This is a genomic window from Streptomyces sp. H39-S7 (assembly GCF_027158205.1).
Lineage (GTDB): Bacteria > Actinomycetota > Actinomycetes > Streptomycetales > Streptomycetaceae > Actinacidiphila.
Genome location: NZ_JAPVLU010000031.1, coordinates 14,996 through 36,901 on the forward strand (window position 1 = coordinate 14,996; position 21,906 = coordinate 36,901).

Here is a 21,906-nt window from a genome sequence, read left to right on the forward strand (position 1 = left end):
GCCGTACCGGGGCAGACTGGGGACATGCCCGAATTGCCGGAGGTCGAGTCCCTCACCCACTTCCTGGCCGACCACCTCGTCGGCCGAACCGTCGCGAAGGTGTACCCACTCGCCGTCAACGCGCTCAAGACCTACGACCCGCCGCCCGGCGCGCTCGAAGGCCGCGTTTTCGACAGCGTGACCCGGCACGGGAAGTTCCTCGACCTGCGGGCCGGGGAACTGCACCTGGTCATCCACCTCGCCCGCGCCGGCTGGGTGCGCTGGAACGACGCGCTGCCGCAGGAGCCGCCGCGCCCCGGCAAGGGCCCGCTGGCGCTGCGGGTGCGGCTCTCCGAACCCGACGGCGCCGGGTTCGACGTCACCGAGGCCGGCACCAAGAAGCACCTCGCGGTCTACGTGGTGCGTGATCCTCAGGACGTGCCCGGCATCGCCCGTCTCGGGCCCGACCCGCTCTCGGCGGACTTCACCCCGGAGCTCTTCACCGGGCTGCTGACCGGCGACCGCCGCCAGATCAAGGGCGTCCTGCGCGATCAGGGCACGATCGCGGGCATCGGCAACGCCTACTCCGACGAGATCCTGCACACCGCCAGGATGTCCCCGTTCAAACTGGCGGCCAACCTCTCCGAGGACGAGGTGGCCCTGCTCTACGCGGCGATCGGCTCCACGCTCGCCGCCGCCATCGAGCGGTCCGACGGGGTCGACCTGCGCCATCTGAAGGCCGAAAAGAGGAGCGGGCTGCGGATCCACGGGCGCGCGGGCGAGGCCTGCCCGGTCTGCGGCGACACCATCCGCGAGGTGTCCTTCAGCGACTCCGCCCTGCAGTACTGCCCCACCTGCCAGACCGGCGGCAAGCCCCTGGCCGACCGGCGGATGTCCCGATTGCTGAAGTAGCGGCCGGCACCGTATGGATTTCGTTAAGACTGGCGCCCGACGGCCGGGGCCGTCCCGAACGGGCGACCGCACACCGGAACGCTTATTCCCCTGCTCCGCACGGTAGTTGGCGTCATGATGCGCCGGATCGAGGGCCCTTTGACGCCCTCTTCAGCGCGATCCGGACGGCCGAGCGGCCTCTACGCTCCCCCGCGTGGCGAGAATCGTGGATGGAATCAAGCGGGTCATCATCGGGCGGGCGTTGCCGAGTGAGGGGTTGCAGGAGACGCTGCTGCCCAAGCGGCTGGCGCTGCCGATCTTCGCGTCGGACCCGCTGTCGTCGGTCGCGTACGCCACGCAGGAGATCCTGCTGGTGCTCACCCTCGGCGGGCTGGCCTTTCTCCATCTGACGACCTGGGTGGCGGTGGCGGTGGTCGGGCTGATGGCCGTCGTGGTGCTGTCCTACCGCCAGGTCGTGCACGCCTACCCGTCCGGCGGCGGTTCGTACGAGGTGGTCGCCGCCAACCTCGGCCCGTCCGCCGGGCTCGTGGTGGCCGCGTCGCTGCTCGTCGACTACGTGATGACCGTCGCGGTGTCGGTCGCCTCCGGCGTCGACAACATCATCTCCGCGGTGCCCTCGCTCAACGACTACCGCACTGCCATGGCGGTGGGGTTCGTGGCCCTGCTGGCCGCCGTGAACCTGCGCGGCGTGCGCGAGTCCGGCCGGGCGTTCGCGGCGCCCACGTATCTGTTCGTCGCGGGCGTGCTGATCATGTGTGCCACCGGGCTGTTCCGCTGGCTGGTGGGCGACGCCCCGGTGGCGGAGTCCGCCGCGTACGGCGTCACGGCAGCCCCCGGTGACAGCAATCTGACCGGTCTGGCACTGCTGATGCTGGGGCTGCGGGCGTTCTCCAGCGGGTGCACCGCGCTCACCGGTGTCGAGGCGATCTCGAACGGGGTGCCCGCGTTCCGCAAGCCCAAGTCCCGCAACGCGGCCTCCACGATGACCGCGATGGGGCTGATCGCCGTCGTGATGTTCTCCGGCATCACCGCCCTCGCGATGATCGCGAAGGTCCACATCACCGAGGACACCTGCCGTCTCACGGGCTTCGCCGGGGACTGTGCGACCACGCCGCAGCGCACCGTCATCGCCCAGCTGGCCGCCGCGATCTTCGGTGGCGATCACAGCTTCGGCTTCTTCTTCATCCAGGCCGCCACCGCGCTGGTCCTGGTGCTGGCCGCCAACACCGCGTTCAACGGCTTCCCGCTGCTCTCCTCGATCCTGGCGCAGCACCGCTACCTGCCCAGGCAACTGCACACCCGCGGCGACCGGCTCGCCTTCTCCAACGGCATCGTCGCGCTGGCCGTCGTCGCCGGCGCCCTCCTCTGGGTGTTCGACGCTTCGGTCACCAGCCTCATCCACCTGTACATCCTGGGCGTCTTCACCTCCTTCACGCTGTCGCAGACCGGCATGGTCCGGCACTGGAACCGCGCCCTGCGCGACGAGACCAACCCGGCCCAGCGCCGCCGGCACCGGACGGCACGGCTGATCAACGGCGTCGGGGCGTTCGTCACCGGCCTGGTCCTGGTCATCGTGCTGCTCACGAAGTTCATGCAGGGCGCCTATCTGGCGGTGATCGCCGCGGTGGCGTTGTGGCTCATGATGCGCGGCATCCGGCGGCACTACGACAACACCGCGGCCGAACTGGCGGTCACCGACCCGACGGACGAGACGGTGCTGCCGGCGCGTGTGCATGCCGTCGTGCTGGTCTCGAAGGTCCACAAGCCGACGCTGCGGGCTCTCGCCTACGCCCGCGCCTGCCGTCCGGACACCCTCGAAGCGCTCACCGTCTCGGTCGACCGCGACGAGGCCAAGGGCCTCCAGGACCAATGGGACGCCTTCGGGATCGAGGTGCCGTTGAAGACGTTGGCGTCGCCCTACCGGGAAGTGACCCGCCCGGTCGTGGAGTACGTACGGTCGCTCAACCGCGCCAGCCCCCGTGATGTGATCAGTGTCTTCATCCCCGAGTACGTCGTCGGCCACTGGTGGGAGAACCTGCTGCACAACCAGTCCGCGCTGTGGCTCAAGAGCCGGCTGCTGTTCCTCCCCGGCGTCATGGTCATCAGCGTGCCCTGGCAACTCAGTTCGTCCGAGCTCCGCCCGCCCCGCCCGTCCCGCCGCGCCCCCGGAGCCGTCCGCCGCGGCGAACCCGCCCTCACCCCGTGGGCGAAGCACCCCGAGCCCGCCGACGACCCCACCGCGGACACCAAGCGGGCCGACACGCGCTGACCGCCGGCCACCCACCGTCTGATCACCACGAACTGCCCCGGGCCCACCGGCGAGATCAACCGGCCCGGGGCGGCCGCATGTTCCGGTGCGTGCGCTGTACCGCACAGGGAAGGTGGTGGCCCAGCAGGGTCCCGCCCGGCCTCCCCCCGGAACGCTGTCAGGGGACCGTCAGGGTTCCACGGTTCCCCTTGAGTCCGGGCCCCGCCGTCTCCTTGGATGGAGACGTGAACAGTTGCCTGCGCCATGACGACCGGCCACCGCATACGGTGCCGCCGGGTGCTGCGCCCTGTTCACCTCCGGTGCGCTGACGCACTTCCCCCGTCACCGCCCATCGCTCGACGAGCCCGGTGGCGCACTTCCCCGGCACCTCTGTGCCGTCTCGCTCTCCTGAGCCCTGTCCCACAACCCGCAATCCCGCAATCCCGCAATCCCGGAGTGATCATGTCTTCACCCTCCTCACCCGTCCGCCCCACCGCGCTGGTCACCGGCGCCACCTCCGGTATCGGCTGGGAGACCGCCCGGCTGCTCGCCGAGCAGGGCAGCACCGTCATCGTGCACGCGCCGGACCTCGCCGCCGGGCAGCAGGCCGTCACCCGGCTGGTGGCCGCCGGCGTCGCGGCGTCCCGACTGGACCTCGTCATCGCGGACTTCTCCCGGCTGGAGGAGGTGCGGGCGATGGCCGCCAAGGTCGCCGACACGCATCCCGTCCTGGACGTGCTGGTGAACAACGCGGCGGTCGCCGCCCCCGAGCGCCACACGATGACCCCCGACGGCAACGAGCTCGCCTTCCAGGTCAACTTCCTCGCCGCGTTCCTCCTCACCCGCGAACTGGCCGGGCCCCTGACCGCCCGGCCCGGCAGCCGCGTCGTCCACGTGTCGTCGTCGATGCACCGCACGGCGTCCATCGCCTGGAACGACCTGAACCGCTCCCGGCGTTACTCCCGGCTGGCTGCCTACGCCCAGTCCCAGCTCGCCCTGACGATCTTCGCCAGGGCGGGCGCGGGCACGGACGCCGGCTGCACCTCCGTCAGCGTGCACCCGGGCATCTGCGACACGGCCCTGCTGCCGCTGTACGCGCACGAGGGCGACTCGTCCGCCGAGGGCGCCGCCCGCGTGGTGCGGCTGTGCGACCCGGCGACCGAGCTCGTACCCGGCGCCTACTACGACCGCACCGCGATCTCGCCCGCCGCTCCCGTGGCGATGGAGGACCGCACCGTCCGCCGGCTGTGCAAGGTCGCCGACCATCTGGTCGGCCGGACCGGCTGAATCACCGACACCCGAACCGAGGCGGTACATGTCCAAGTGCGCCCGTAGGAAGAAGGCCCGCCGCAAGAACCGAAGCCGCCGCCCGGCGTCTCGGCGGAGTCGAGAACACCCCGGCCCGCTTCGTCATCCCACTCCCGCACCACGGCCGGCACGGTGATGGCCTCATGACGTGTCCGTGGCCGGGAGGTCGGGGCGGACGGGCGGGTGGTCGGCCGCGGACGGCACGGAGAGCACCATCGTGAAGCCGCCGCCCGGGGTGTCCTCGGCGTTCAGGGTGCCGCCCATCGCCTCGGTGAACCCGCGGGCGACCGCGAGGCCGAGGCCGACCCCTGCTCCTCTCGGGGCGTCGCCGTAGCGCTGGAAGGGGGCGAAGATCCGGTTCTTGGCCTCGTCCGGGACACCCGGGCCGCGGTCGACCACGCGTACCTCCACCCGGTCGGCGATCGCGCTGGCTGTGACCAGCACCGGTTCGCCCCCGGGGCTGTACTTGACGGCGTTCTCGACCACGTTGGCGACCGCGCGCTCCAGCAGCCCCGGGTCGACGGCGACCATCGGCAGGGCCTCCGGGATGTCGAGGACGACGCTGCCCTCGGGAACACCGCCGAGCGCCACCGGCACCACCTCGTCGAGGTAGATCTCGCGGATCAGCGGGGTCACGGTGTCGGTCTGCAGTCGGGACATGTCGAGGAGGTTGTCGACGAGGTGGCCGAGCCGGTCCGCCCCGTCCTCGATGCCGGCCAGCAGTTCCGCCTGGTCGGCCTCCGACCAGGCGACGTCGTCGGAGCGCAGTGACGTCACGGACGCCTTGATGCCGGCCAGCGGGGTGCGCAGGTCATGGCTGACAGCAGCGAGCAGGGAGGTCCGGATGCGGTTGCCCTCGGCCGACTCGCGGGCCTGCGCGGCTTCGCTCTGCAGCCGCTGCCGGTCCAGGACGACGGCGGCCTGGGCGGCGAAGGCACCGAGCACCCGGCGGTCCTCGGCGGGCAGCACCCGTCCGGACAGGGCGAGGGCCAGGCGGTCGCCGACCGGCATGTCGACGTCCGCGTCCTCGGGACGCAGCACGGCACGCGGTCCGGCACTCCCGGTGCACGTCCATGGCGCGACGTCGCTCTCGCGTTCCAGCAGGGCCACCGACTCCATGGTGAACGTCTCGCGGACCCGCTCCAGCAGGGCGTCCAGGCTCGTCTCGCCACGGAGCACGCTGCCCGCGAGGAAGGAGAGTATCTCCGACTCGGCCCGCAGCCGGGCGGCCTGCTGGGTCCGGCGGGCGGCGAGGTCGACGACGGAGGCCACCGACACCGCCACCCCGACGAAGATCACGATGGCGAGGATGTTCCGCGGGTCGGAGACCGTGAACCGGTGCAGGGGCGGGGTGAAGTAGTAGTTCAGCACGAGCGAGCCGAAGGCGGCGGAGGCGAGCGCCGGCAGCAGCCCGCCGAGCAGCGCCGCGGCCACCGTCAGCGACAGGAAGAGCAGCATGTCGTTGGCGAGGCCGAGGTCCGCCCCCGAGCTCGTCAGGAGCACCGAGAGCAGGGCGGGGCCCAGCAGTCCGGCCAGCCAGCCGGCGACGATGCGCGAGCGGCCGAGCGTGGCGCCGTGGTGCAGGGGCAGCCCGCGTCCCCTGGCGACCTCGTCGTGCGTGACGATGTGCACGTCCAGGTCGGGGCCGGAATCGCGGGCGACGGTCGCGCCGACGCCCGGCCCGAAGATGTACTGCCAGGCCTTGCGACGGCTGGAACCCAGCACGATCTGGGAGGCGTTGACGCCTCGTGCGAACTCCAGCAGCGCCTGGGTGACGTTGTCGCCCACGACGTGGTGGAAGGTACCGCCGAGGTCCTCGACCAGCGTCCGCTGGCCCGCGAGCTCCTTGGGTGAGGCGGAGCTGAGGCCGTCGCTTCTGGCGATGTAGACGGCGAGTACCTCGCCGCCGGCGCCCTTCTCGGCAAGCCGGGCGGCGCGGCGGATGAGGGTGCGCCCCTCGGGTCCGCCGGTGAGACCGACCACGATGCGTTCCCGCGCCTGCCAGGGAGAGCGGATGTTGTGCTCACCGCGGTACTGCTGGAGGTACTCGTCGACCCGGTCGGCGACCCACAGCAACGCCAGTTCGCGCAGCGCGGTGAGGTTGCCGGGACGGAAGTAGTTGGACCGGGCCGCGTCGACCTTGTCCGGCTTGTAGATGTTGCCGTGTGCCATCCGGCGGCGCAGCGCCTCGGGGGACATGTCGACCAGCTCGATCTGGTCGGCGCGCCGCACCACCTCGTCGGGCACGGTCTCCCGCTGCCGGATGCCGGTGATCGACTCGACCACGTCGCCGAGCGATTCCAGATGCTGGATGTTGACGGTGGAGACGACGTCGATTCCCGCAGCGAGCAGTTCCTCGACGTCCTCCCAGCGCTTGGCGTTGCGCGAGCCGGGCACGTTGGTGTGCGCGAGCTCGTCGACCAGCGCAACGGCCGGGCGGCGCTCCAGCACCGCGTCGACGTCCATCTCCGTGAAGACGGCGTCGCGGTACTGGAGATCCTGGCGCGGCACCTGCTCGAGGCCGTGCAGCAGCACCTCGGTACGCGGTCGTTCATGGTGCTCCACGAACGCCACGACACAGTCGGTGCCTCGCTCCACGCGCCGGTGTGCCTCGGACAGCATGGCGTAGGTCTTGCCGACCCCTGGCGCCCCACCGAGGTAAATGCGGAACTTGCCGCGCGTCATGATGCAGATCTCCGTGGTCGGGGGTCGTCAGATCTCAAAGCGGTAGCCCATGCCGGCCAGAGTGATGAGGTGGCGGGGGTGCGCCGAATCCGTCTCGAGCTTGCGTCTGAGCTGGGCCATGTAGACGCGGAGGTAGTTGGTGCGGGTGACGTGGCCGGGGCCCCACACCTCCTGGAGCAGTTGCCGCTGGCTGACGAGCCGTCCCCGCTCGCGGATCAGGATCTCCAGCAGGTGCCATTCCGTGGGGGTCAGTCGCAGGTCCCGCCCGGCGCGCCGGATCTTCTTGGCGAGCAGGTCGACGGTGAAGTCGGCGGTCTCGACGAGTGCCGGACCGTCGTAGCGCGCCACGGTCTCCTTCGAACGGATCGCCGCCCGCAGCCGCGCCATCAGCTCTTCCATGCTGAACGGCTTGGTGACGAAATCGTCCGCGCCCGCGTCGAGGGCCTGGACCTTCTCGTCGGAGGTGCTGCGGGCCGAGACCACGAGAATCGGTGCCCGGAACGAGCCGCGCAGTTCCCTGATCACGTCGATGCCGTCCATGTCGGGCAGGCCGAGATCCAACAGGACGGCGTCCGGAGGACGCGCGCCGGCGAGACGCAGGGCGGTTCCCCCGTTGGGTGCCGTGTCGACCTCGTACTTGCGTGCCTTCAGATTCATCTCAAGGGCCCGCACGAGTTGTGGTTCGTCCTCCACCACCAGCACCCGGGTCATCGGTGTGCAGCCTTCCTGTCGTGCGTGAGGGAGTGTCTGCCGGAACGCGGCCGGGTCTGCGGCCCGAGAGAGACTTCTCGGACCGCAGACCTCCGGCCGCGCACCAGCTGTAACGCGATCAATGCGCGATGAGCGCTTTGAGGGCGATGTTGAGCTGCAGGACGTTCACCCGCGGCTCACCGATGAAGCCGAGGATCCGGCCGTCGGTGTTGTCCGCCACCAGCTTCTCGACCTGCTGGGCGTCGAGCTTGTTGAGCGCGGCGACCCGGTGGACCTGGAGCTCGGCGTACTCGGGCGAGATCTGCGGGTCGAGGCCGGAGCCGGAGGAGGTGACGGCGTCGGCCGGCACGTCCGAGGGCTTGACCTTGAAGTCCGCCGTGGAGTTGTCCTTGACGACGGCGGCCTTGGCCTCCGTCACCCACTTGATCAGGTCCTCGTTGTCGCCGGAGCGGTTGGTGGCCCCGGAGAGGATGAGCGAGTACTGGGTGTTGACGGAGTTGGTGCCCAGTCCGTTGGACGGCCGCGGCTGGAACCACTTCAGGTCGGGCGCGGGGGTCTCCTCGCCGTTCTTCAGCGGCAGGTTGTAGGTCTGTCCGATGAGGCTGGAACCGACGACCTTGCCGCCGTCCTTGATCTCCGAGCCGTTGGCCTTGTTGTGGAACAGGCCCTGGGCTATGCCGGTGATCAGGAGCGGGTAGAGCACGCCGCAGACCAGAGTCAGGACGAGCAGCGCGCGCACCCCGGCTCCGAACAACCGCACGGTGTTTCCAAATGAGTTGTTCATGACGTCACCCGATGCCAGGGATGAGGGAGATGAGCAGGTCAATGATCTTGATGCCGATGAACGGGGCGATCAGGCCGCCGAGTCCGTAGACGGCCAGGTTGCGGCGGAGCATCTTGTCGGCGCCCATCGGCTTGTACCGCACGCCCCGGAGGGCGAGGGGCACCAGCGCGATGATGATCAGCGCGTTGAAGATGACGGCGGACAGGATCGCCGACTGCGGACTGTCCAGGCCCATGATGTTGAGCTTGTCCAGGCCGGGGTACGCGACCGCGAACATGGCGGGGATGATCGCGAAGTACTTCGCGACGTCGTTGGCGATGGAGAACGTCGTCAGCGCGCCACGGGTGATCAGCAACTGCTTGCCGATCTCCACGATCTCGATGAGCTTGGTGGGGTTGGAGTCCAGATCCACCATGTTCCCGGCCTCCTTGGCGGCCGAGGTACCGGTGTTCATCGCCACGCCCACGTCCGCCTGTGCCAGTGCGGGAGCGTCGTTGGTGCCGTCACCGGTCATCGCGACGAGCTTGCCGCCCGCCTGCTCCCGCTTGATCAGCGCCATCTTGTCCTCAGGAGTCGCCTCCGCGAGGAAATCGTCCACCCCGGCTTCCTCGGCGATCGCCTTGGCGGTCAGCGGGTTGTCGCCGGTGATCATGATGGTCTTGATGCCCATCCGGCGCAGCTCGTCGAACCGCTCCCGCATGCCCTCCTTGACGACGTCCTTGAGGTGGATGACGCCCAGCACGCGGGCGCCCTCGGTGTCCTCGACGGCGACCAACAGCGGTGTACCGCCGGCCTGGGAGATCGCGTCGGTGAGCGTCCGGGCGTCCTCGGCGACGACTCCGCCGCGCTCGGTGACCCAGGCGATGACCGAACCGGCCGCGCCCTTGCGGACCTTGCGGCCGTCCACGTCCACACCCGACATGCGGGTCTGGGCGGTGAACGCGACCCAGTCGGCGCCCTTCAGTTCGCCCTGCTGCCGCTCGCGCAGCCCGTACTTCTCCTTCGCCAGCACGACGATGGAACGGCCTTCCGGCGTCTCGTCGGAGAGCGAGGAGAGCTGAGCGGCGTCGGCGAGCTCGGCGTCCGTGGTGCCCTGGACGGGTACGAACTCCGATGCCTGGCGGTTGCCGAGGGTGATGGTGCCGGTCTTGTCGAGCAGCAGCGTGGAGACGTCGCCGGCGGCCTCGACGGCCCGGCCCGACATCGCCAGCACGTTGCGCTGCACCAGCCGGTCCATACCCGCGATGCCGATCGCCGACAGCAGCGCGCCGATGGTCGTCGGGATGAGGCAGACCAGGAGCGCGACCAGCACGATCATCGACTGCTTCTGGCCGGCGTAGATCGCGAACGGCTGGAGCGTGACGACCGCCAGCAGGAACACGATGGTGAGCGACGCCAGCAGGATGTTCAGCGCGATCTCGTTCGGCGTCTTCTGCCGCGAGGCGCCTTCCACCAGCGCGATCATCCGGTCGATGAACGTCTCGCCCGGCTTCGTCGTGATCTTGATGACGACACGGTCGGAGAGCACCTTCGTGCCACCGGTCACCGCGCAGCGGTCACCGCCGGACTCCCGGATGACCGGCGCCGACTCACCGGTGATGGCCGACTCGTCGACGCTCGCGACGCCCTCGACGACGTCCCCGTCACCGGGGATGACGTCGCCGGCTTCGCAGACCACCAGGTCACCGATGCGCAGCTCGGCACCGGGAACGCTCTCCTCCACGCCGCCGTTGAGCCGCCGCGCGACGGTGTCGGTCTTCGCCTTGCGCAGGGTGTCGGCCTGCGCCTTTCCGCGGCCCTCGGCCACCGCCTCCGCCAGGTTGGCGAAGATCGTGGTGAGCCAGAGCCAGCCGGCGATGGCCCAGCCGAACCAGTCGCCCGGGTTGGTGAACGCGAAGATCGTGCTCAGCACGGAGCCGATCTCGACCACGAACATCACGGGGGACTTGACCATCACCCGCGGGTCGAGCTTGCGGACCGCGTCCGGGAAGGACTTGATCAGCTGCTTGGGGTCGAACAGGCCCCCGCCGACGCGTGCGCCGTCGGGCTTGTGACCGGTGGGCACATCCTGGTGCGGGGCACGGGTCGGGGTGACAGTGGACATCGAGTCCTCTTGCTTCAGACGAGTGGTCATGACCCCAGCCCCTCGGCGAGCGGCCCCAGCGCCAGCGCGGGGAAGTAGGTCAGGCCAGTGACGATGATGATCGTGCCGACCAGCAGCCCGGTGAAGAGCGGCTTGTGGGTACCCAGGGTGCCCGCGGTGGCCGGGATCGGCTTCTGCTCGGCGAGCGAGCCGGCCAGCGCCAGCACGAACACCATCGGCAGGAACCGGCCGAGCAGCATCGCGAGCCCGATCGTGGTGTTGAACCACTGGGTGTCGGCGTTGAGCCCGGCGAAGGCCGAGCCGTTGTTGTTGGCGCCCGAGGTGTACGCGTACAGGATCTCGGAGAAGCCGTGCGCGCCCGAGTTCGTCATCGACGTCATCGGGGTCGGCAGCGCCATGGCCGCGGCGGTGAAGCACAGCGCCAGTGCCGGGGTGATGAGGATGTAGCAGGCCGCGAACTTGATCTCGCGGGTGCCGATCTTCTTGCCCAGGTACTCGGGGGTGCGCCCCACCATCAGGCCCGCGATGAACACCGCGATGATGGCCATGATCAGCATGCCGTAGAGGCCGGAGCCGACACCACCGGGAGCGATCTCGCCGAGCTGCATGCCCAGCATGGTGATACCGCCGCCAAAGCCGGTGAACGAGGAGTGGAACGAGTTCACGGCGCCGGTCGAGGTCAGCGTGGTCGCCACCGCGAAGATCGACGAGCCGCCGACACCGAACCGGGTCTCCTTGCCCTCCATCGCACCACCGGCGATGTTGAAGGCCGGGCCGCCGTGGTGGAACTCGGTCCACATCATCAGCGCGGTGAAGCCGATCCAGATCGTCACCATCGTGGCGAGGATCGCGTAGCCCTGCTTGACGCTGCCGACCATCTTGCCGAAGGTGCGGGTGAGCGCGAAGGGGATGACGAGGATCAGGAAGATCTCGAAGAGGTTCGAGATGCCGTTCGGGTTCTCGAAGGGGTGCGACGAGTTGGCGTTGAAGTAGCCGCCACCGTTGGTGCCCAGTTCCTTGATGGCCTCCTGGGAAGCCACCGCGCCGCCGTTCCACTGCTGCGAGCCGCCCGTGAACTGGCCGACGCCGTGGATACCGGAGAAGTTCTGGATCGCGCCGCAGGCGACCAGCACGATCGCACCGATCACCGCGATCGGGAGCAGGATGCGTACGGTGCCGCGCACCAGGTCGGCCCAGAAATTGCCGAGCTCACCGGTGCGGGAGCGGGCGAAACCGCGTACCAGGGCCACCGCCACGGCGAGGCCGACGGCCGCCGAGACGAAGTTCTGCACCGCGAGGCCGCCGGTCTGTACGACGTGGCCCATGGCCTGCTCGCCGTAGTACGACTGCCAGTTGGTGTTCGACACGAAGGACGCGGCGGTGTTGAACGCCTGGTCCGGGTCGATCGCGGAGAAGCCGAGCGAACCGGGCAGGCTGCCCTGGATCCGCTGCATCACGTAGAGGAAGAGGACACCCGCCGCGGAGAAGGCGAGGACACCGCGCAGGTACGCGGGCCAGCGCATCTCGGTGGACGGGTTGGCGCCGATGGCCTTGTAGATCCACTTCTCGACACGCAGGTGCTTGTCGGAGGAGTAGACGCCGGCCATGAAGTCGCCGAGCGGACGGTATGCCAGTGCGAGCGCGGCTATCAGCGCGAGCATCTGGAGCACACCGGCGAGGACGGGGCTCATATCTGGACTCAGAACCTCTCCGGGTACAGAAGGGCGAGGACGAGGTAGCCCAGGAGGGCGACGGCCACAACGAGGCCGACGATGTTTTCGGCGGTCACAGCTTTGCCACCCCCTTGGCGATGAGAGCCACCAACGCGAACACCGCGATCGTGGTGACGACGAAGGCCATGTCGGCCATCGTGTGCTCCTAGAAGAGTCGGGATCTCTGACTCTTCGAGCAAAGCCCCCGAACGGGCCCGCGCACCGTTCGTTGACGCCTCCCATACGGCCGGCGCCCGGCTTTTAACGCTTCCCATACGCACCCCCTCCGAACTGCGGAGAAGCCGGCTTGGCACATTGTGGCGCCACAATGGCTCCCCGTGGCGCCATTTCTCTGCCATGATGGCGCCATGGACCTCACGCCGTACGTAGACCACCTCCGGCACGAGCTCGCGGTCGCCGCACAGGCCGGCGGCGACGAAGCCCGCGCCCTGGCCGAGCGGCTGACCGCACCGCTGGAGTCGGCCACCCGGCTGACCCTGCTCAACGCGCTGTCCGCCGCCATGGACGAGGTCACCCGCGACCTGGCGCCCGGCTCTGTCGACGTACGGCTGCGCGGGCTCGACCCCGAGTTCGTGGTGACCCCCGCACCCACCCACGAGACGTACCCGGAGACCGAGGAACCCGAGAGCCCGGTGCCCGCACCGCCCGCCCCCTCGGACGGCGACGAAGGCGGCACCGCACGCATCAACTTCCGCCTCCCCGCCCACCTCAAGACCCGGGTCGAGGACGCCGCCGGACGCGAGGGCCTCTCCGTCAACGCCTGGCTCGTCCGCGCCGTCGCCATCGCCCTGGAACCCGGCGAGCCCGCCCGCCCCACCGGCCGCAACCGCCACCGCGGCTCCCAGGGCTACACCGGCTGGGTCCGCTGACCCGACCCCGCCGACCCGGGAACGTCGGACCACCGCTACTCCTCCACCCTCCCTCAGCCACCGCTGGGAGACCCACCGACCGGCGGGTTACGCCCGCCGCAGCCACGAGGACGGGACAGCCATGCCTGAATTCGACACGCCCGAACCGATCAACGTCACCCTGGAATTCGACATCGGAACCGCGCGCATCATCGCCGGCCGGCGCACCACCACCGTCGTCGAGATCCTGCCGAGCGACGGCGCCACCGAACTCGACGTACGAGCGGCCCAGCTGACCCACGTCGTCTGCACCGGCGACACCCTGCTCGTCAAAGGGTCCAAGAAACGCTCCCTGTTCGGCAGCAGCGGATCGATCGACGTCATCATCGAGCTGCCCGCCGGCTCACACCTCCAAGGCGTCGCACCCATGGCCGACTTCACCTGCGAGGGCCGCATCGGGAACTGCCGGCTCAAGACCTCCTTCGGTGACATCCGGATCGACGAGGCGGCCACCGCCAACCTGCGCACCGGCCGCGGCGACATCCGCCTGGACCGGGCGACCGGCGACGCCGAGGTCGTCGGAGCCGGCCGGGTCGACATCGGCCAGGTCACCGGCGCGGTGACGGTCAAGAACGGCAACGGCGAGACCGCCGTCGGCGACGTCACCGGCCACCTGCGGATCAATTCCTCCAACGGCCGCATCACCGTCGACTCCGCGCACGCCTCGGTCGACGCCAAATCCGCCAGGGGCGCCATCCGCATCGGCGAGGTGACGCGCGGCCAGGTCACGCTGCAAGCCGCCGCCGGCGACCTGGAGGTCGGAATCCGCGAGGCCACGGCCGCCTGGCTGGACGTGAACACCCGCTTCGGCACGGTACGCAACTCCCTCGGCCCCTTCGACGGCCCCGGCGACGCCGGCTCGACCGTCGAGGTACGCGCCCGCACCGGCGTCGGCGACATCGTGATCCGCCGCTCCTGACCCCATCCACGACGCCCCACCCGCCCTGTCCGTCCCGGCCGTCCGCAGGGGTTTCCCGTCCGACGCGCCAGCGCCGTGACACCCCCATGCGCGACAATCGGCGGGTGCCCGACTACCCCTCCCTCACCGCACTCGACACACTGCTCGACGCGCTGCCCGACCTGGGAGACGCCCGACGACGCCAGCTCGGCATGGTCCGGCGGGAACTCGCGGCTGCGCTGGCACGGGACGCGCTGCCGGTGGCGGCCCGGCGCAACGTGCGACGGCTCCTGGAGACCGGGACGCTCACCACCTACCTGCGCCTGGCCGAGTCCGGCACCCTGCGCCACCGGCTCGTCGGCGGACGTCGCCCGCCGACCTCCCGCCCGACCAACCAGGCCCGCTACGACTGCCTGAACCTCGCCCGCAAAGCGGCGGGCCTGCCACGACTGCCCCTCGGAGGCGGCGCCCCGATCCTGCGGCCCACCCCCGAGCTCGGCCGGCTCGCCGCGCTGCGGCGCCAACTCGACCAGGACCTCGCCGGCCACCTCTCCCCCGGCCGTATCCGGCTCACCGCCGTACTCGCCCTGTTGCTCGACACCCGGTCGCGCTCCGGCGAACTGACCGTGCAGCGCGTCACGCACCTCACCGACGACCACGCCGGCATCCACGTCCAGCGGCAACCGCAGCACGGCACCAACACCGTCCCCGACAGCGAGTGGCTGCCGCTGTCGGATCTCAGCCGGGCCGCACTCGACCGGTGGCTGCCGCTGCGCGCCGACCTGATGAGCCACGCGCACGGCACCACCCGCCTGTGGGTCAGCCTCCGCATGAACCACACGGGCACCCTGGACGACGAGGGCCGGGCCACACTGCGGCCGGCCGGAATGCCGCTGGAGGAGAACGGGTTGATCACCTCCTACCGCGCGGGCCGCTCCCGGTACGAGGATCTCCGGCGCCTGCTGCCCCCGAAGATGGAACAACTGCGCCGGGCGGCCGAGGACCGATACGCCGCGTCGCGGACGTAGTGCGCCCGCCTGCCTGCTTGTTGAGGGTTTTCCCCGGTGCCGACGCCATGGGCCCACAGGGCTTGTTATTATATGACAGCGGACGATGACCGGCGCCGCCTCGCGGCCGGCAGGCGGACCCGGCACCCTGCGCCCCCGGCCCCACCCCCTACGCTGGGGGCCGCCGCAGCGCGGACGCGGAAGACCGCCGGACGACACGCGGCAGGATGGAACGGAGCAAGGGTGACGACGGGGGACACGGGCAGCGGAGAGCTGGTCGGAACGGTCATAGCCGGGCGGTACCGGGTGACCGGGCAGCTGGGACGGGGCGGCATGGGCGTCGTCTGCCGCGCGGTGGACGAGGTGCTGGGCCGGGAGGTCGCGGTCAAGGTCCTGCGCGCCTACAACGACGCGTCCGGCCCCGAACTCGCCGACCTGCGCGCCCGGATGCAGCGTGAGGCGCGGGCCGCCGCCCGGGTCCGCCACAGTGGTGTCATCACCGTCCACGACGTGACCGAGGAACAGGGTCTGCCCGTCATCGTCATGGAGTTGATCGAGGGCCCGTCACTCGACGACGTGCTGGCGGAGAACGGGGCCATGGACCCGCGCGAGGCCGCCGCGATCGGCGCCAAGGTGATGGACGCCCTCGACGCCGCGCACCGGGTCGGGGTGCTGCACCGTGACGTCAAGCCCGGCAACGTGCTCCTCGATCGCAGCGGGCGGGTGGTGCTCACCGACTTCGGCATCGCGAGCGTGGAAGCCCCCGACGAGGGCGCGATGACCAAGCTGACCCAGGACGGGGTCATCGTCGGCTCGCTCGACTTCCTGGCGCCGGAGCGCGCCAAGGGCCAGGAGTTCGGCCCCGCCTCGGACATCTGGGGCCTGGGCATGACGCTCTACGCGGCGGTGGAGGGCGGGTCGGCGTTCCGCCGCACCTCCGTGTGGTCCACGCTCAACGCGATCGTCTCGGAGCCGCTGCCGGAGCCCCGGCAGTCCGGCCCACTGGCGCCGGTACTCCTCGCCCTGATGGCCAAGGACCCGGCGGACCGCCCGGCGGCCGATCAGGCGCGCCGGATGCTGGAGGCGGTGGCCGGGAGCGGCACGAGCATGCCGCTGCCCGCGGCCGTGGCCGGCGCCGTCCCGTTGCGCCGGCCGGCGCCTCCGGCCGGATCCGCAGCGGGCAGCTGCGCCCGCCGCCCGGCCGCCCGCGCCCGCCGCGGAAGCGGCGCCGCCGAGCCGGGGAGCGGCCACGCCGCCCGGAGCCGCCGGGTACCGGCCGTCCGCCGGCCTGGGCGGAGCGGCCGGCCCTCTGGTCTCCCCCGCCGGTGGCAGGGACGGGCGCACCGAACCGCTCCCCTCGCGCCGCCGCAACCGCGGCCGGGCCACCATCGCGGCGGCGGTCGCCGCCGTCGTGCTGGCTGGCGGCGGGCTGGCGTACGCCCTGGTGGGAACGGGTGATGCGGGTGGCAGTGAGCCGCAGGACCAGGCGGTCGGCTCCAGCACCACCCCCGAGACCCCGACCGACAGCGCCGGCACGCAGGCCGCCGGAAGCGCCGGCAGGAAGGCCGGCTCGAAGACCCCGGGCAAGGCCGCGTCCCCCTCCGGCAAGCCCACGAAGGCGTCCCCGAGCCCCGATGGCACCGGCAGCCCGTCGGCTTCCGGCAGCGCCGGCCCCTCCTCCCCCGCTGCCCCGACCACGTCGGCCAGTGCCGTCTCGAAGGGCTGCACGGGATGGGCCCACAAGGACCCGCACCCGGGCACCTACGGCACCTCGCGCGGCACTTACCACGTCTTCAGCGGCCCGTACGCGGTCTGCCCGGAGATAGCCGTGGCCAAGTCGGGGGCGAAGGTCTTCTACCACTGTTACATCCTCAACGCCTACGGCCACACCTGGACGTACGTACGCATCGACGGCACCAAGACCGTCGGCTGGATGTCCAACGACAACCTCAGCAAGCAGACCGGCCCCGCCTACCGCTGCTGAACGCCGTCGCCGGCGGCCCGGCGGCCGCCGGCTTCAGCGGCGGCGCAGCACCCCGCGGATGTAGGCGGCCTGGCCGGCGTGCTGGAGGTCGTCGGAGATGATGCTCAGGAGGCGCACTCCCTGCGTGACCGCCGGGGTCCAGTTCTCGTCGACGACGCGGTCGAGGTCGGCATCGGCGAGTCCTCGCACGTGACCGACGGTGCGCTCGTGCACGGCGTCGTAGTACCCCAGGAGCAGCGCCGGGGTGTCCACGCGGACGGCGGCCACGTCGTCGCTGTGCTGGCCGTAGCCGGTGGCGCCGGTGGCGAAGGGCAGTTGGAAGCGGTCGAACCAGCCCTGCGCGGTCCAGATCTGCTCGGTGCCCGCCAGGTCGGCGACGTGGTCGTCCTGAACGCGCGTCAGGTGCCACACCAGCCAGGCGATCGAGTTGGCCTCGCCGTCCAGGCGTGCGGTCAGTTCGTCCGCCGTGAGCCCTTCGACGGCGCCGTGGACGGTTTCCCGGACTCGGCCGAAGGCGTCCGCCAGTAGCTCCGCGCTGTTCATCCGTGACTCCTCAGAGAGTGGCCGCGCACCGCCCGCCCCGGGCGGTGATCGAACGTACCGAACACTCCGATTGTGCACGCCGGGCCAGGGCGCGCTTGACCTTGACACGGTGGCAGGGTCTTCACTGCTCGCCGAGGAGGTGGTCTCGATGACGACCACGAAACAGCCTGCGGCGACCACGGGCACGGAACAGGGCACGGACGCGCTGCGAGCGCTCCGCGCGTTGGAGGACGGCCGGCCGTCCATGAGGCTGCGGGCCGCTCTGGCGATCGGCACGACGCCCGACCCGCGTTGCGTCGAACCGCTCGTCGAGCGGTGCGCGATCGAGCCGGAGTTCCTCGTGCGCGACATGCTGACCTGGGCGCTCACCCGCCACCCGGTGTCCCTGACGCTCCCCGCGCTGGTCCGCGAACTCCGCTCGGAGCGTGCGCAGGCACGCAGCCAGGCGCTGCACACACTGTCGAAGATCGGGGACCGGCAGGTGTGGCCGGCGATCACCCGGGCGCTGTTGTCCGACGCCGACGACGAGGTGGCGCGGAGCGCCTGGCGGACCGCGGTCGTGCTCGTACCGGAAGGGGAGGAGCCCGTCCTGGCCGAGGTGCTGGCGACGCAGCTCGGGCGCGGTGAGCGGGAGACGCAGCTGAGTCTCAGCCGGGCGCTGGTCGCGCTGGGTGACGTGGCTGAGCCGGCTCTGCACGCCGCGACGATGTCCCCCGACCCGTCCCTGCGCGCCCACGCGCTCGCCACCCAGGGGCTGTTGCGCGAGCCGGACACCGGATTCGACTTCGCGATCGAGGAGGCCAAGCGCGTCGTGGCCCTCGGCGGGTCCGGCCGCGAGGGACTATAGGGCGTGTTGATCGGTGAGGTGGCGCGACGGTCCGGGGTCAGCGCCCGCATGCTCCGGCACTACGAGTCGCTCGGCCTGGTGCGGCCGTCGGGCCGTACGGGCTCCGGCTACCGGGAGTACTCCGGCGAGGACATCCGGCGGATCTTCCACATCGAGAGCCTGCGGTCGCTGGGGCTGTCGCTGCGGGAGATCGGGCGCGCCCTCGACGACCCGGGCTTCACCCCCTCGGCGCTCGTCGGCGACCTCGTCCGTCAGACACGCGAACGCATCGCGGCCGAGACCGACCTGCTCACGCGGCTGCGCCGGATCGACGCCGCGGAACCCGCCGGCTGGGAGGACGTCCTCCAGGTCGTCGCGCTCCTCCAGGCACTGGGGTCGAAGAGCGCCGACGCGCGCAACCGCGCGGCCCTGTCCTCGGTCGACGAGATCCCGGTGCCGGTGGACGCCCTGGTCGAGGCGGCACTGAGCGAGACGGAGCCCAACGTCGCGGGCGCCCTTCGCTGGGCGCTGGCGCGATCGGGCGACGGCGGTGCGGCCCTGCTGGCGCAGGGCCTGCGCTCACCGGACGCCGCGGTGCGCGAACGCGCCGTCCAGTCCCTCGTCGAGCTGCCCGGCGGCGAGGCCGCCGGGCACCTGCGGGACGCTCTCGCCGACCCCGACGTCGTGGTCCGCGGACACGCGGCCCTGGCGCTCGGGTCACGCGGAGTGGCCGAGGCGGTCCCGACACTCATCGACATGATCGTGGAGGGCAGGAACGACACCGACGCTGCCGACGCGCTGAGCGTGCTGGCGAGCGGCCCCGAGTCGTCGGACCGGATCGCGACCGGGCTCGTCGACCGCCTCGCCCGCGCCGGCACGGGAGCGCCCGCCCGCGGACGGCTGACCCAGGCGCTGGCGGACGTCCCGGGGCCGACGGCGTCACGTGCCCTCGCGGAACTGTCGCAGGACGAGGACCGCGCCGTCGCGCTGACCGCCACGTACCTCCTGCGGCTGCGCGACGCACCGTGAACCGTCTGGGTGCAGGGGCCGGAGCGCTCACGGGAAGCACTGGGAGGCGCGGTGCCACCCCGGCGTGCGGTCAGCGGGCGGCGAGCAGCTCGAGCGTGTCGATCACGCGGTTCGAGAAGCCCCACTCGTTGTCGTACCACGCGGCCACCTTGATGTGCCGGCCGTCGACGCGGGTGAGGGCCGAGTCGAAGATCGACGAGGCCGGGTTGCCGGTGATGTCGGACGACACCAGCGGGTCCTCCGAGTACTCGAGGATGCCGGCGAGCGGCCCCTGCGCCGCGGCACGGTAGGCCGACAGCACCTCGTCGCGCGTCACGTCACGGGCGACCGTCGTGTTGAGTTCGACGATCGAGCCCACCGGAACGGGCACCCGGATCGAGTCGCCCGACAGCTTGCCCTCGAGGTTCGGCAGCACGAGGCCGATCGCCTTGGCGGCGCCCGTCGTGGTCGGCACGATGTTGACGGCGGCGGCGCGGGCCCGGCGGGCGTCGCGGTGCGGGCCGTCCTGCAGGTTCTGCTCCTGCGTGTAGGCGTGCACCGTCGTCATGAAGCCGTGCTCGATGCCGGCGAGCTCGTCGAGCACCGCGGCCAGCGGCGCGAGCGCGTTGGTCGTGCACGAGGCGTTCGAGATGATCGTGTGCAGGGCCGGGTCGTACGCGTCGGTGTTGACGCCGAACGCGAGCGTGACGTCGGCGCCGTCCGACGGCGCGCTGACGAGCACCTTGTTCGCGCCCGCGTCGAGGTGGGCACGGGCGGCCTTGGCCGACGTGAAGCGGCCGGTCGCCTCGAGCACGATGTCCACGCCGAGTTCCGCCCACGGCAGCTTCGCCGGTTCGCGCTCGGCGAGCACCTTGATGCGACGGCCGTCGACGACGAGGGTGTCCCCGTCGACGGTCACCGGGCGGCCGAGCCGGCCGGCCGTCGTGTCGAAGGCGAGCAGCCGCGCGAGGGTGGCGGGCTCCGTGAGGTCGTTGACGGCGACGACCTCGAGGGTGCTGTCGCGCTCGAGCAGCACGCGCAGCGCGTTGCGCCCGATGCGGCCGAATCCGTTGATGGCGATGCGAGTCATGAGTGGTGTCCCTTCGGTTCACCCCCAGGTTCTCGCGCGGCGTCGGCCGGTGGCAGCGACGTGATCGCCACGGTTCGCAAGGATCGCGCCACACGGCGGCGGGCTACTCGCCCCGGGTGAAGGTGTGCCGGTACTCACTCGGCGTCGTCCCCAGGATGCGCTGGAAGTGCCGCCGCAGATTGGCACCGGTGCCGAGGCCGACGTCGGCGGCGATCTGCTCGACGCTCCGCTCCGAACGTTCGAGCAGTTCGCGGGCCACGTCGATGCGGGCCCGCATGACCCACTGCATCGGTGTGTATCCCGTGTCCTCGACGAAGCGCCGCGAGAACGTGCGCGGCGACACCGCCGCGTGCCGGGCGAGCGTTTCCAGGGTGACGGGCTCGCCGAGCCGGATCAGCGCCCACTCGCGGGTGGCCGCGAACCGCTCGCCGAGCGGCTCGGGCACGCTGCGCGGCACGTACTGCGCCTGACCGCCGCTGCGGTAGGGAGCCGCGACCAGGCGCCGGGCCGCATGATTCGACGCGGCCACCCCGAGGTCCGCGCGCAGGATGTGCAGGCACAGGTCGATGCCGGAGGCCGCGCCGGCCGACGTCAGTACGCTCCCCTCGTCGACGAACAGCACGTTCTCGTCGACCCGCACCAGGGGATGCTTCGCCACCAGCGCCCGCGTGTAGTGCCAGTGCGTCGTGGCGCGCTTTCCGTCGAGCAGGCCCGTGGCGGCGAGCGCGAAGGCACCCGTCGAGATGGCGGCGAGCCGCGCGCCCCGATCGTGCGCGCCGATCAGCGCCTCGACGACGGCCGGCGGCGGCTCGTCGCGGTCCGGCAACCGATAGCCGGGAACGAAGACGATGTCGGCCCACTCCAACGCCTCGAGGCCGTGTGCGACGTGGTAGGACAGCCCGTCACCACCGGCCACGAGCCCCGGCGCCGCCCCGCACACCCGCACCTCGTACGGCATGCTCCCCCGGGTCGTGAACACCTGCGCGGGGATCCCGACATCCAACGGCTTCGCACCCTGGAGCACGAGAACGGCGACGCGATACAGGCGATTGACTGGCACGGAAAGAGGTTACGTGGAGCGCGACTTCACTCCGTCCCGCTGAACGCGCGTAGGTGCCGTCGCTATCCACGGTCAGGCGAGGGCGGGTGGCCGCGGGTGGCAGACGGCGCGCGGCGCC

At 71.1% G+C, this 21,906-nt stretch carries 19 protein-coding genes; 10 read left to right on the forward strand and 9 right to left on the reverse strand.

The window, feature by feature from the left end; genetic code table 11:
- Positions 1 to 24: 24 nt before the first annotated feature.
- The 3 genes from O3X23_RS27135 (at position 25) to O3X23_RS27145 (ending at position 4,426) form a co-directional block, all read left to right on the forward strand.
- Positions 25 to 891 (forward strand): Fpg/Nei family DNA glycosylase, encoded by an 867-nt coding sequence (locus O3X23_RS27135; RefSeq protein WP_269274196.1) that lies wholly within the window; start codon positions 25 to 27, stop codon positions 889 to 891.
- A 193-nt stretch (positions 892 to 1,084) separates the two neighbouring features.
- The gene (locus tag O3X23_RS27140; protein WP_269274197.1) at positions 1,085 to 3,160 is read left to right on the forward strand and encodes an APC family permease; all 2,076 of its coding nucleotides are present in this window, start codon (positions 1,085 to 1,087) and stop codon (positions 3,158 to 3,160) included.
- 441 nt (positions 3,161 to 3,601) lie between these two features.
- On the forward strand, positions 3,602 to 4,426 hold the full coding sequence (locus tag O3X23_RS27145) for an SDR family NAD(P)-dependent oxidoreductase (RefSeq protein ID WP_269274198.1): 825 nt from the start codon (positions 3,602 to 3,604) through the stop codon (positions 4,424 to 4,426).
- A gap of 162 nt (positions 4,427 to 4,588) precedes the next feature.
- Here the strand turns inward: O3X23_RS27145 and O3X23_RS27155 are convergent, their stop codons facing one another.
- The 6 genes from O3X23_RS27155 to kdpF form a co-directional block, all read right to left on the reverse strand.
- On the reverse strand, positions 4,589 to 7,132 hold the full coding sequence (locus O3X23_RS27155) for an ATP-binding protein (RefSeq protein ID WP_269274199.1): 2,544 nt from the start codon (positions 7,130 to 7,132) through the stop codon (positions 4,589 to 4,591).
- Positions 7,133 to 7,159: 27 nt separating this feature from the next.
- Positions 7,160 to 7,843 carry a response regulator gene (locus tag O3X23_RS27160; RefSeq protein WP_269274200.1) on the reverse strand — a complete coding sequence of 228 codons (684 nt, stop codon included), beginning with the start codon at positions 7,841 to 7,843 and terminating at the stop codon, positions 7,160 to 7,162.
- A 118-nt stretch (positions 7,844 to 7,961) separates the two neighbouring features.
- Entirely contained in the window at positions 7,962 to 8,627 is a 666-nt protein-coding gene (locus O3X23_RS27165; protein WP_269274201.1) for a potassium-transporting ATPase subunit C, read from the reverse strand.
- A gap of 4 nt (positions 8,628 to 8,631) precedes the next feature.
- Complete coding sequence (gene kdpB / locus O3X23_RS27170; RefSeq protein ID WP_269274202.1) at positions 8,632 to 10,761, reverse strand: potassium-transporting ATPase subunit KdpB; 2,130 nt, start codon at positions 10,759 to 10,761, stop codon at positions 8,632 to 8,634.
- A complete protein-coding gene (kdpA, locus tag O3X23_RS27175) occupies positions 10,758 to 12,422 on the reverse strand; it encodes a potassium-transporting ATPase subunit KdpA (protein WP_269274203.1) in 1,665 nt (554 codons plus the stop codon). The genes kdpB and kdpA overlap by 4 nt, the downstream gene beginning before the upstream one ends.
- Positions 12,423 to 12,430: 8 nt before the next feature.
- Positions 12,431 to 12,520, reverse strand: coding sequence for a K(+)-transporting ATPase subunit F (gene kdpF, locus O3X23_RS27180; RefSeq protein WP_078075662.1), 90 nt, complete (start codon positions 12,518 to 12,520; stop codon positions 12,431 to 12,433).
- Between the two features lie 291 nt (positions 12,521 to 12,811).
- Here kdpF and O3X23_RS27185 point away from each other — a divergent pair, with 291 nt between their 5' ends.
- From O3X23_RS27185 to O3X23_RS27205, 5 genes are all read left to right on the forward strand, one after another.
- A complete protein-coding gene (locus O3X23_RS27185; protein ID WP_269274204.1) occupies positions 12,812 to 13,333 on the forward strand; it encodes a hypothetical protein in 522 nt (173 codons plus the stop codon).
- 121 nt (positions 13,334 to 13,454) lie between these two features.
- Positions 13,455 to 14,291 carry a DUF4097 family beta strand repeat-containing protein gene (locus O3X23_RS27190; RefSeq protein ID WP_269274205.1) on the forward strand — a complete coding sequence of 279 codons (837 nt, stop codon included), beginning with the start codon at positions 13,455 to 13,457 and terminating at the stop codon, positions 14,289 to 14,291.
- Positions 14,292 to 14,395: 104 nt separating this feature from the next.
- Positions 14,396 to 15,298 (forward strand): hypothetical protein, encoded by a 903-nt coding sequence (locus O3X23_RS27195; protein WP_269274206.1) that lies wholly within the window; start codon positions 14,396 to 14,398, stop codon positions 15,296 to 15,298.
- 222 nt (positions 15,299 to 15,520) lie between these two features.
- The gene (locus tag O3X23_RS27200; RefSeq protein WP_269274207.1) at positions 15,521 to 16,735 is read left to right on the forward strand and encodes a serine/threonine-protein kinase; all 1,215 of its coding nucleotides are present in this window, start codon (positions 15,521 to 15,523) and stop codon (positions 16,733 to 16,735) included.
- Positions 16,722 to 17,261 carry a hypothetical protein gene (locus O3X23_RS27205; protein ID WP_269274208.1) on the forward strand — a complete coding sequence of 180 codons (540 nt, stop codon included), beginning with the start codon at positions 16,722 to 16,724 and terminating at the stop codon, positions 17,259 to 17,261. The genes O3X23_RS27200 and O3X23_RS27205 overlap by 14 nt, the downstream gene beginning before the upstream one ends.
- 33 nt (positions 17,262 to 17,294) lie before the next feature.
- Here O3X23_RS27205 and O3X23_RS27210 read toward each other — a convergent pair whose 3' ends face one another.
- On the reverse strand, positions 17,295 to 17,804 hold the full coding sequence (locus O3X23_RS27210; protein WP_269274209.1) for a mycothiol transferase: 510 nt from the start codon (positions 17,802 to 17,804) through the stop codon (positions 17,295 to 17,297).
- Between the two features lie 148 nt (positions 17,805 to 17,952).
- On the opposite strand from O3X23_RS27210, the gene O3X23_RS27215 reads away from it, so the two are divergent.
- Both O3X23_RS27215 and O3X23_RS27220 read left to right on the forward strand, forming a co-directional pair.
- Positions 17,953 to 18,651 (forward strand): HEAT repeat domain-containing protein, encoded by a 699-nt coding sequence (locus tag O3X23_RS27215; protein WP_269274210.1) that lies wholly within the window; start codon positions 17,953 to 17,955, stop codon positions 18,649 to 18,651.
- 3 nt (positions 18,652 to 18,654) lie between these two features.
- Positions 18,655 to 19,659 carry a MerR family transcriptional regulator gene (locus O3X23_RS27220; protein ID WP_269274211.1) on the forward strand — a complete coding sequence of 335 codons (1,005 nt, stop codon included), beginning with the start codon at positions 18,655 to 18,657 and terminating at the stop codon, positions 19,657 to 19,659.
- A 70-nt stretch (positions 19,660 to 19,729) separates the two neighbouring features.
- Here the strand turns inward: O3X23_RS27220 and gap are convergent, their stop codons facing one another.
- Together gap and O3X23_RS27230 are read right to left on the reverse strand one after the other, a co-directional pair.
- Positions 19,730 to 20,728, reverse strand: a complete 999-nt coding sequence (gap, locus tag O3X23_RS27225) for a type I glyceraldehyde-3-phosphate dehydrogenase (RefSeq protein ID WP_269274212.1) — start codon at positions 20,726 to 20,728, stop codon at positions 19,730 to 19,732.
- 103 nt (positions 20,729 to 20,831) lie between these two features.
- Positions 20,832 to 21,788 (reverse strand): GlxA family transcriptional regulator, encoded by a 957-nt coding sequence (locus O3X23_RS27230; RefSeq protein WP_269274213.1) that lies wholly within the window; start codon positions 21,786 to 21,788, stop codon positions 20,832 to 20,834.
- Positions 21,789 to 21,906: the final 118 nt, after the last annotated feature.

Excerpts from the sequence above, each read along its gene's own strand:
- O3X23_RS27135 (WP_269274196.1), top strand. The coding sequence starts at position 25 with ATGCCCGAATTGCCGGAGGTCGAGTCCCTCACCCACTTCCTGGCCGAC.
- O3X23_RS27145 (WP_269274198.1), top strand. The coding sequence starts at position 3,602 with ATGTCTTCACCCTCCTCACCCGTCCGCCCCACCGCGCTGGTCACCGGC.
- O3X23_RS27155 (WP_269274199.1), bottom strand. The coding sequence starts at position 7,132 with ATGACGCGCGGCAAGTTCCGCATTTACCTCGGTGGGGCGCCAGGGGTC.
- O3X23_RS27160 (WP_269274200.1), bottom strand. The coding sequence starts at position 7,843 with ATGACCCGGGTGCTGGTGGTGGAGGACGAACCACAACTCGTGCGGGCC.
- O3X23_RS27165 (WP_269274201.1), bottom strand. The coding sequence starts at position 8,627 with ATGAACAACTCATTTGGAAACACCGTGCGGTTGTTCGGAGCCGGGGTG.
- kdpB (WP_269274202.1), bottom strand. The coding sequence starts at position 10,761 with ATGACCACTCGTCTGAAGCAAGAGGACTCGATGTCCACTGTCACCCCG.
- kdpA (WP_269274203.1), bottom strand. The coding sequence starts at position 12,422 with ATGAGCCCCGTCCTCGCCGGTGTGCTCCAGATGCTCGCGCTGATAGCC.
- O3X23_RS27185 (WP_269274204.1), top strand. The coding sequence starts at position 12,812 with ATGGACCTCACGCCGTACGTAGACCACCTCCGGCACGAGCTCGCGGTC.
- O3X23_RS27190 (WP_269274205.1), top strand. The coding sequence starts at position 13,455 with ATGCCTGAATTCGACACGCCCGAACCGATCAACGTCACCCTGGAATTC.
- O3X23_RS27210 (WP_269274209.1), bottom strand. The coding sequence starts at position 17,804 with ATGAACAGCGCGGAGCTACTGGCGGACGCCTTCGGCCGAGTCCGGGAA.
- O3X23_RS27215 (WP_269274210.1), top strand. The coding sequence starts at position 17,953 with ATGACGACCACGAAACAGCCTGCGGCGACCACGGGCACGGAACAGGGC.
- gap (WP_269274212.1), bottom strand. The coding sequence starts at position 20,728 with ATGACTCGCATCGCCATCAACGGATTCGGCCGCATCGGGCGCAACGCG.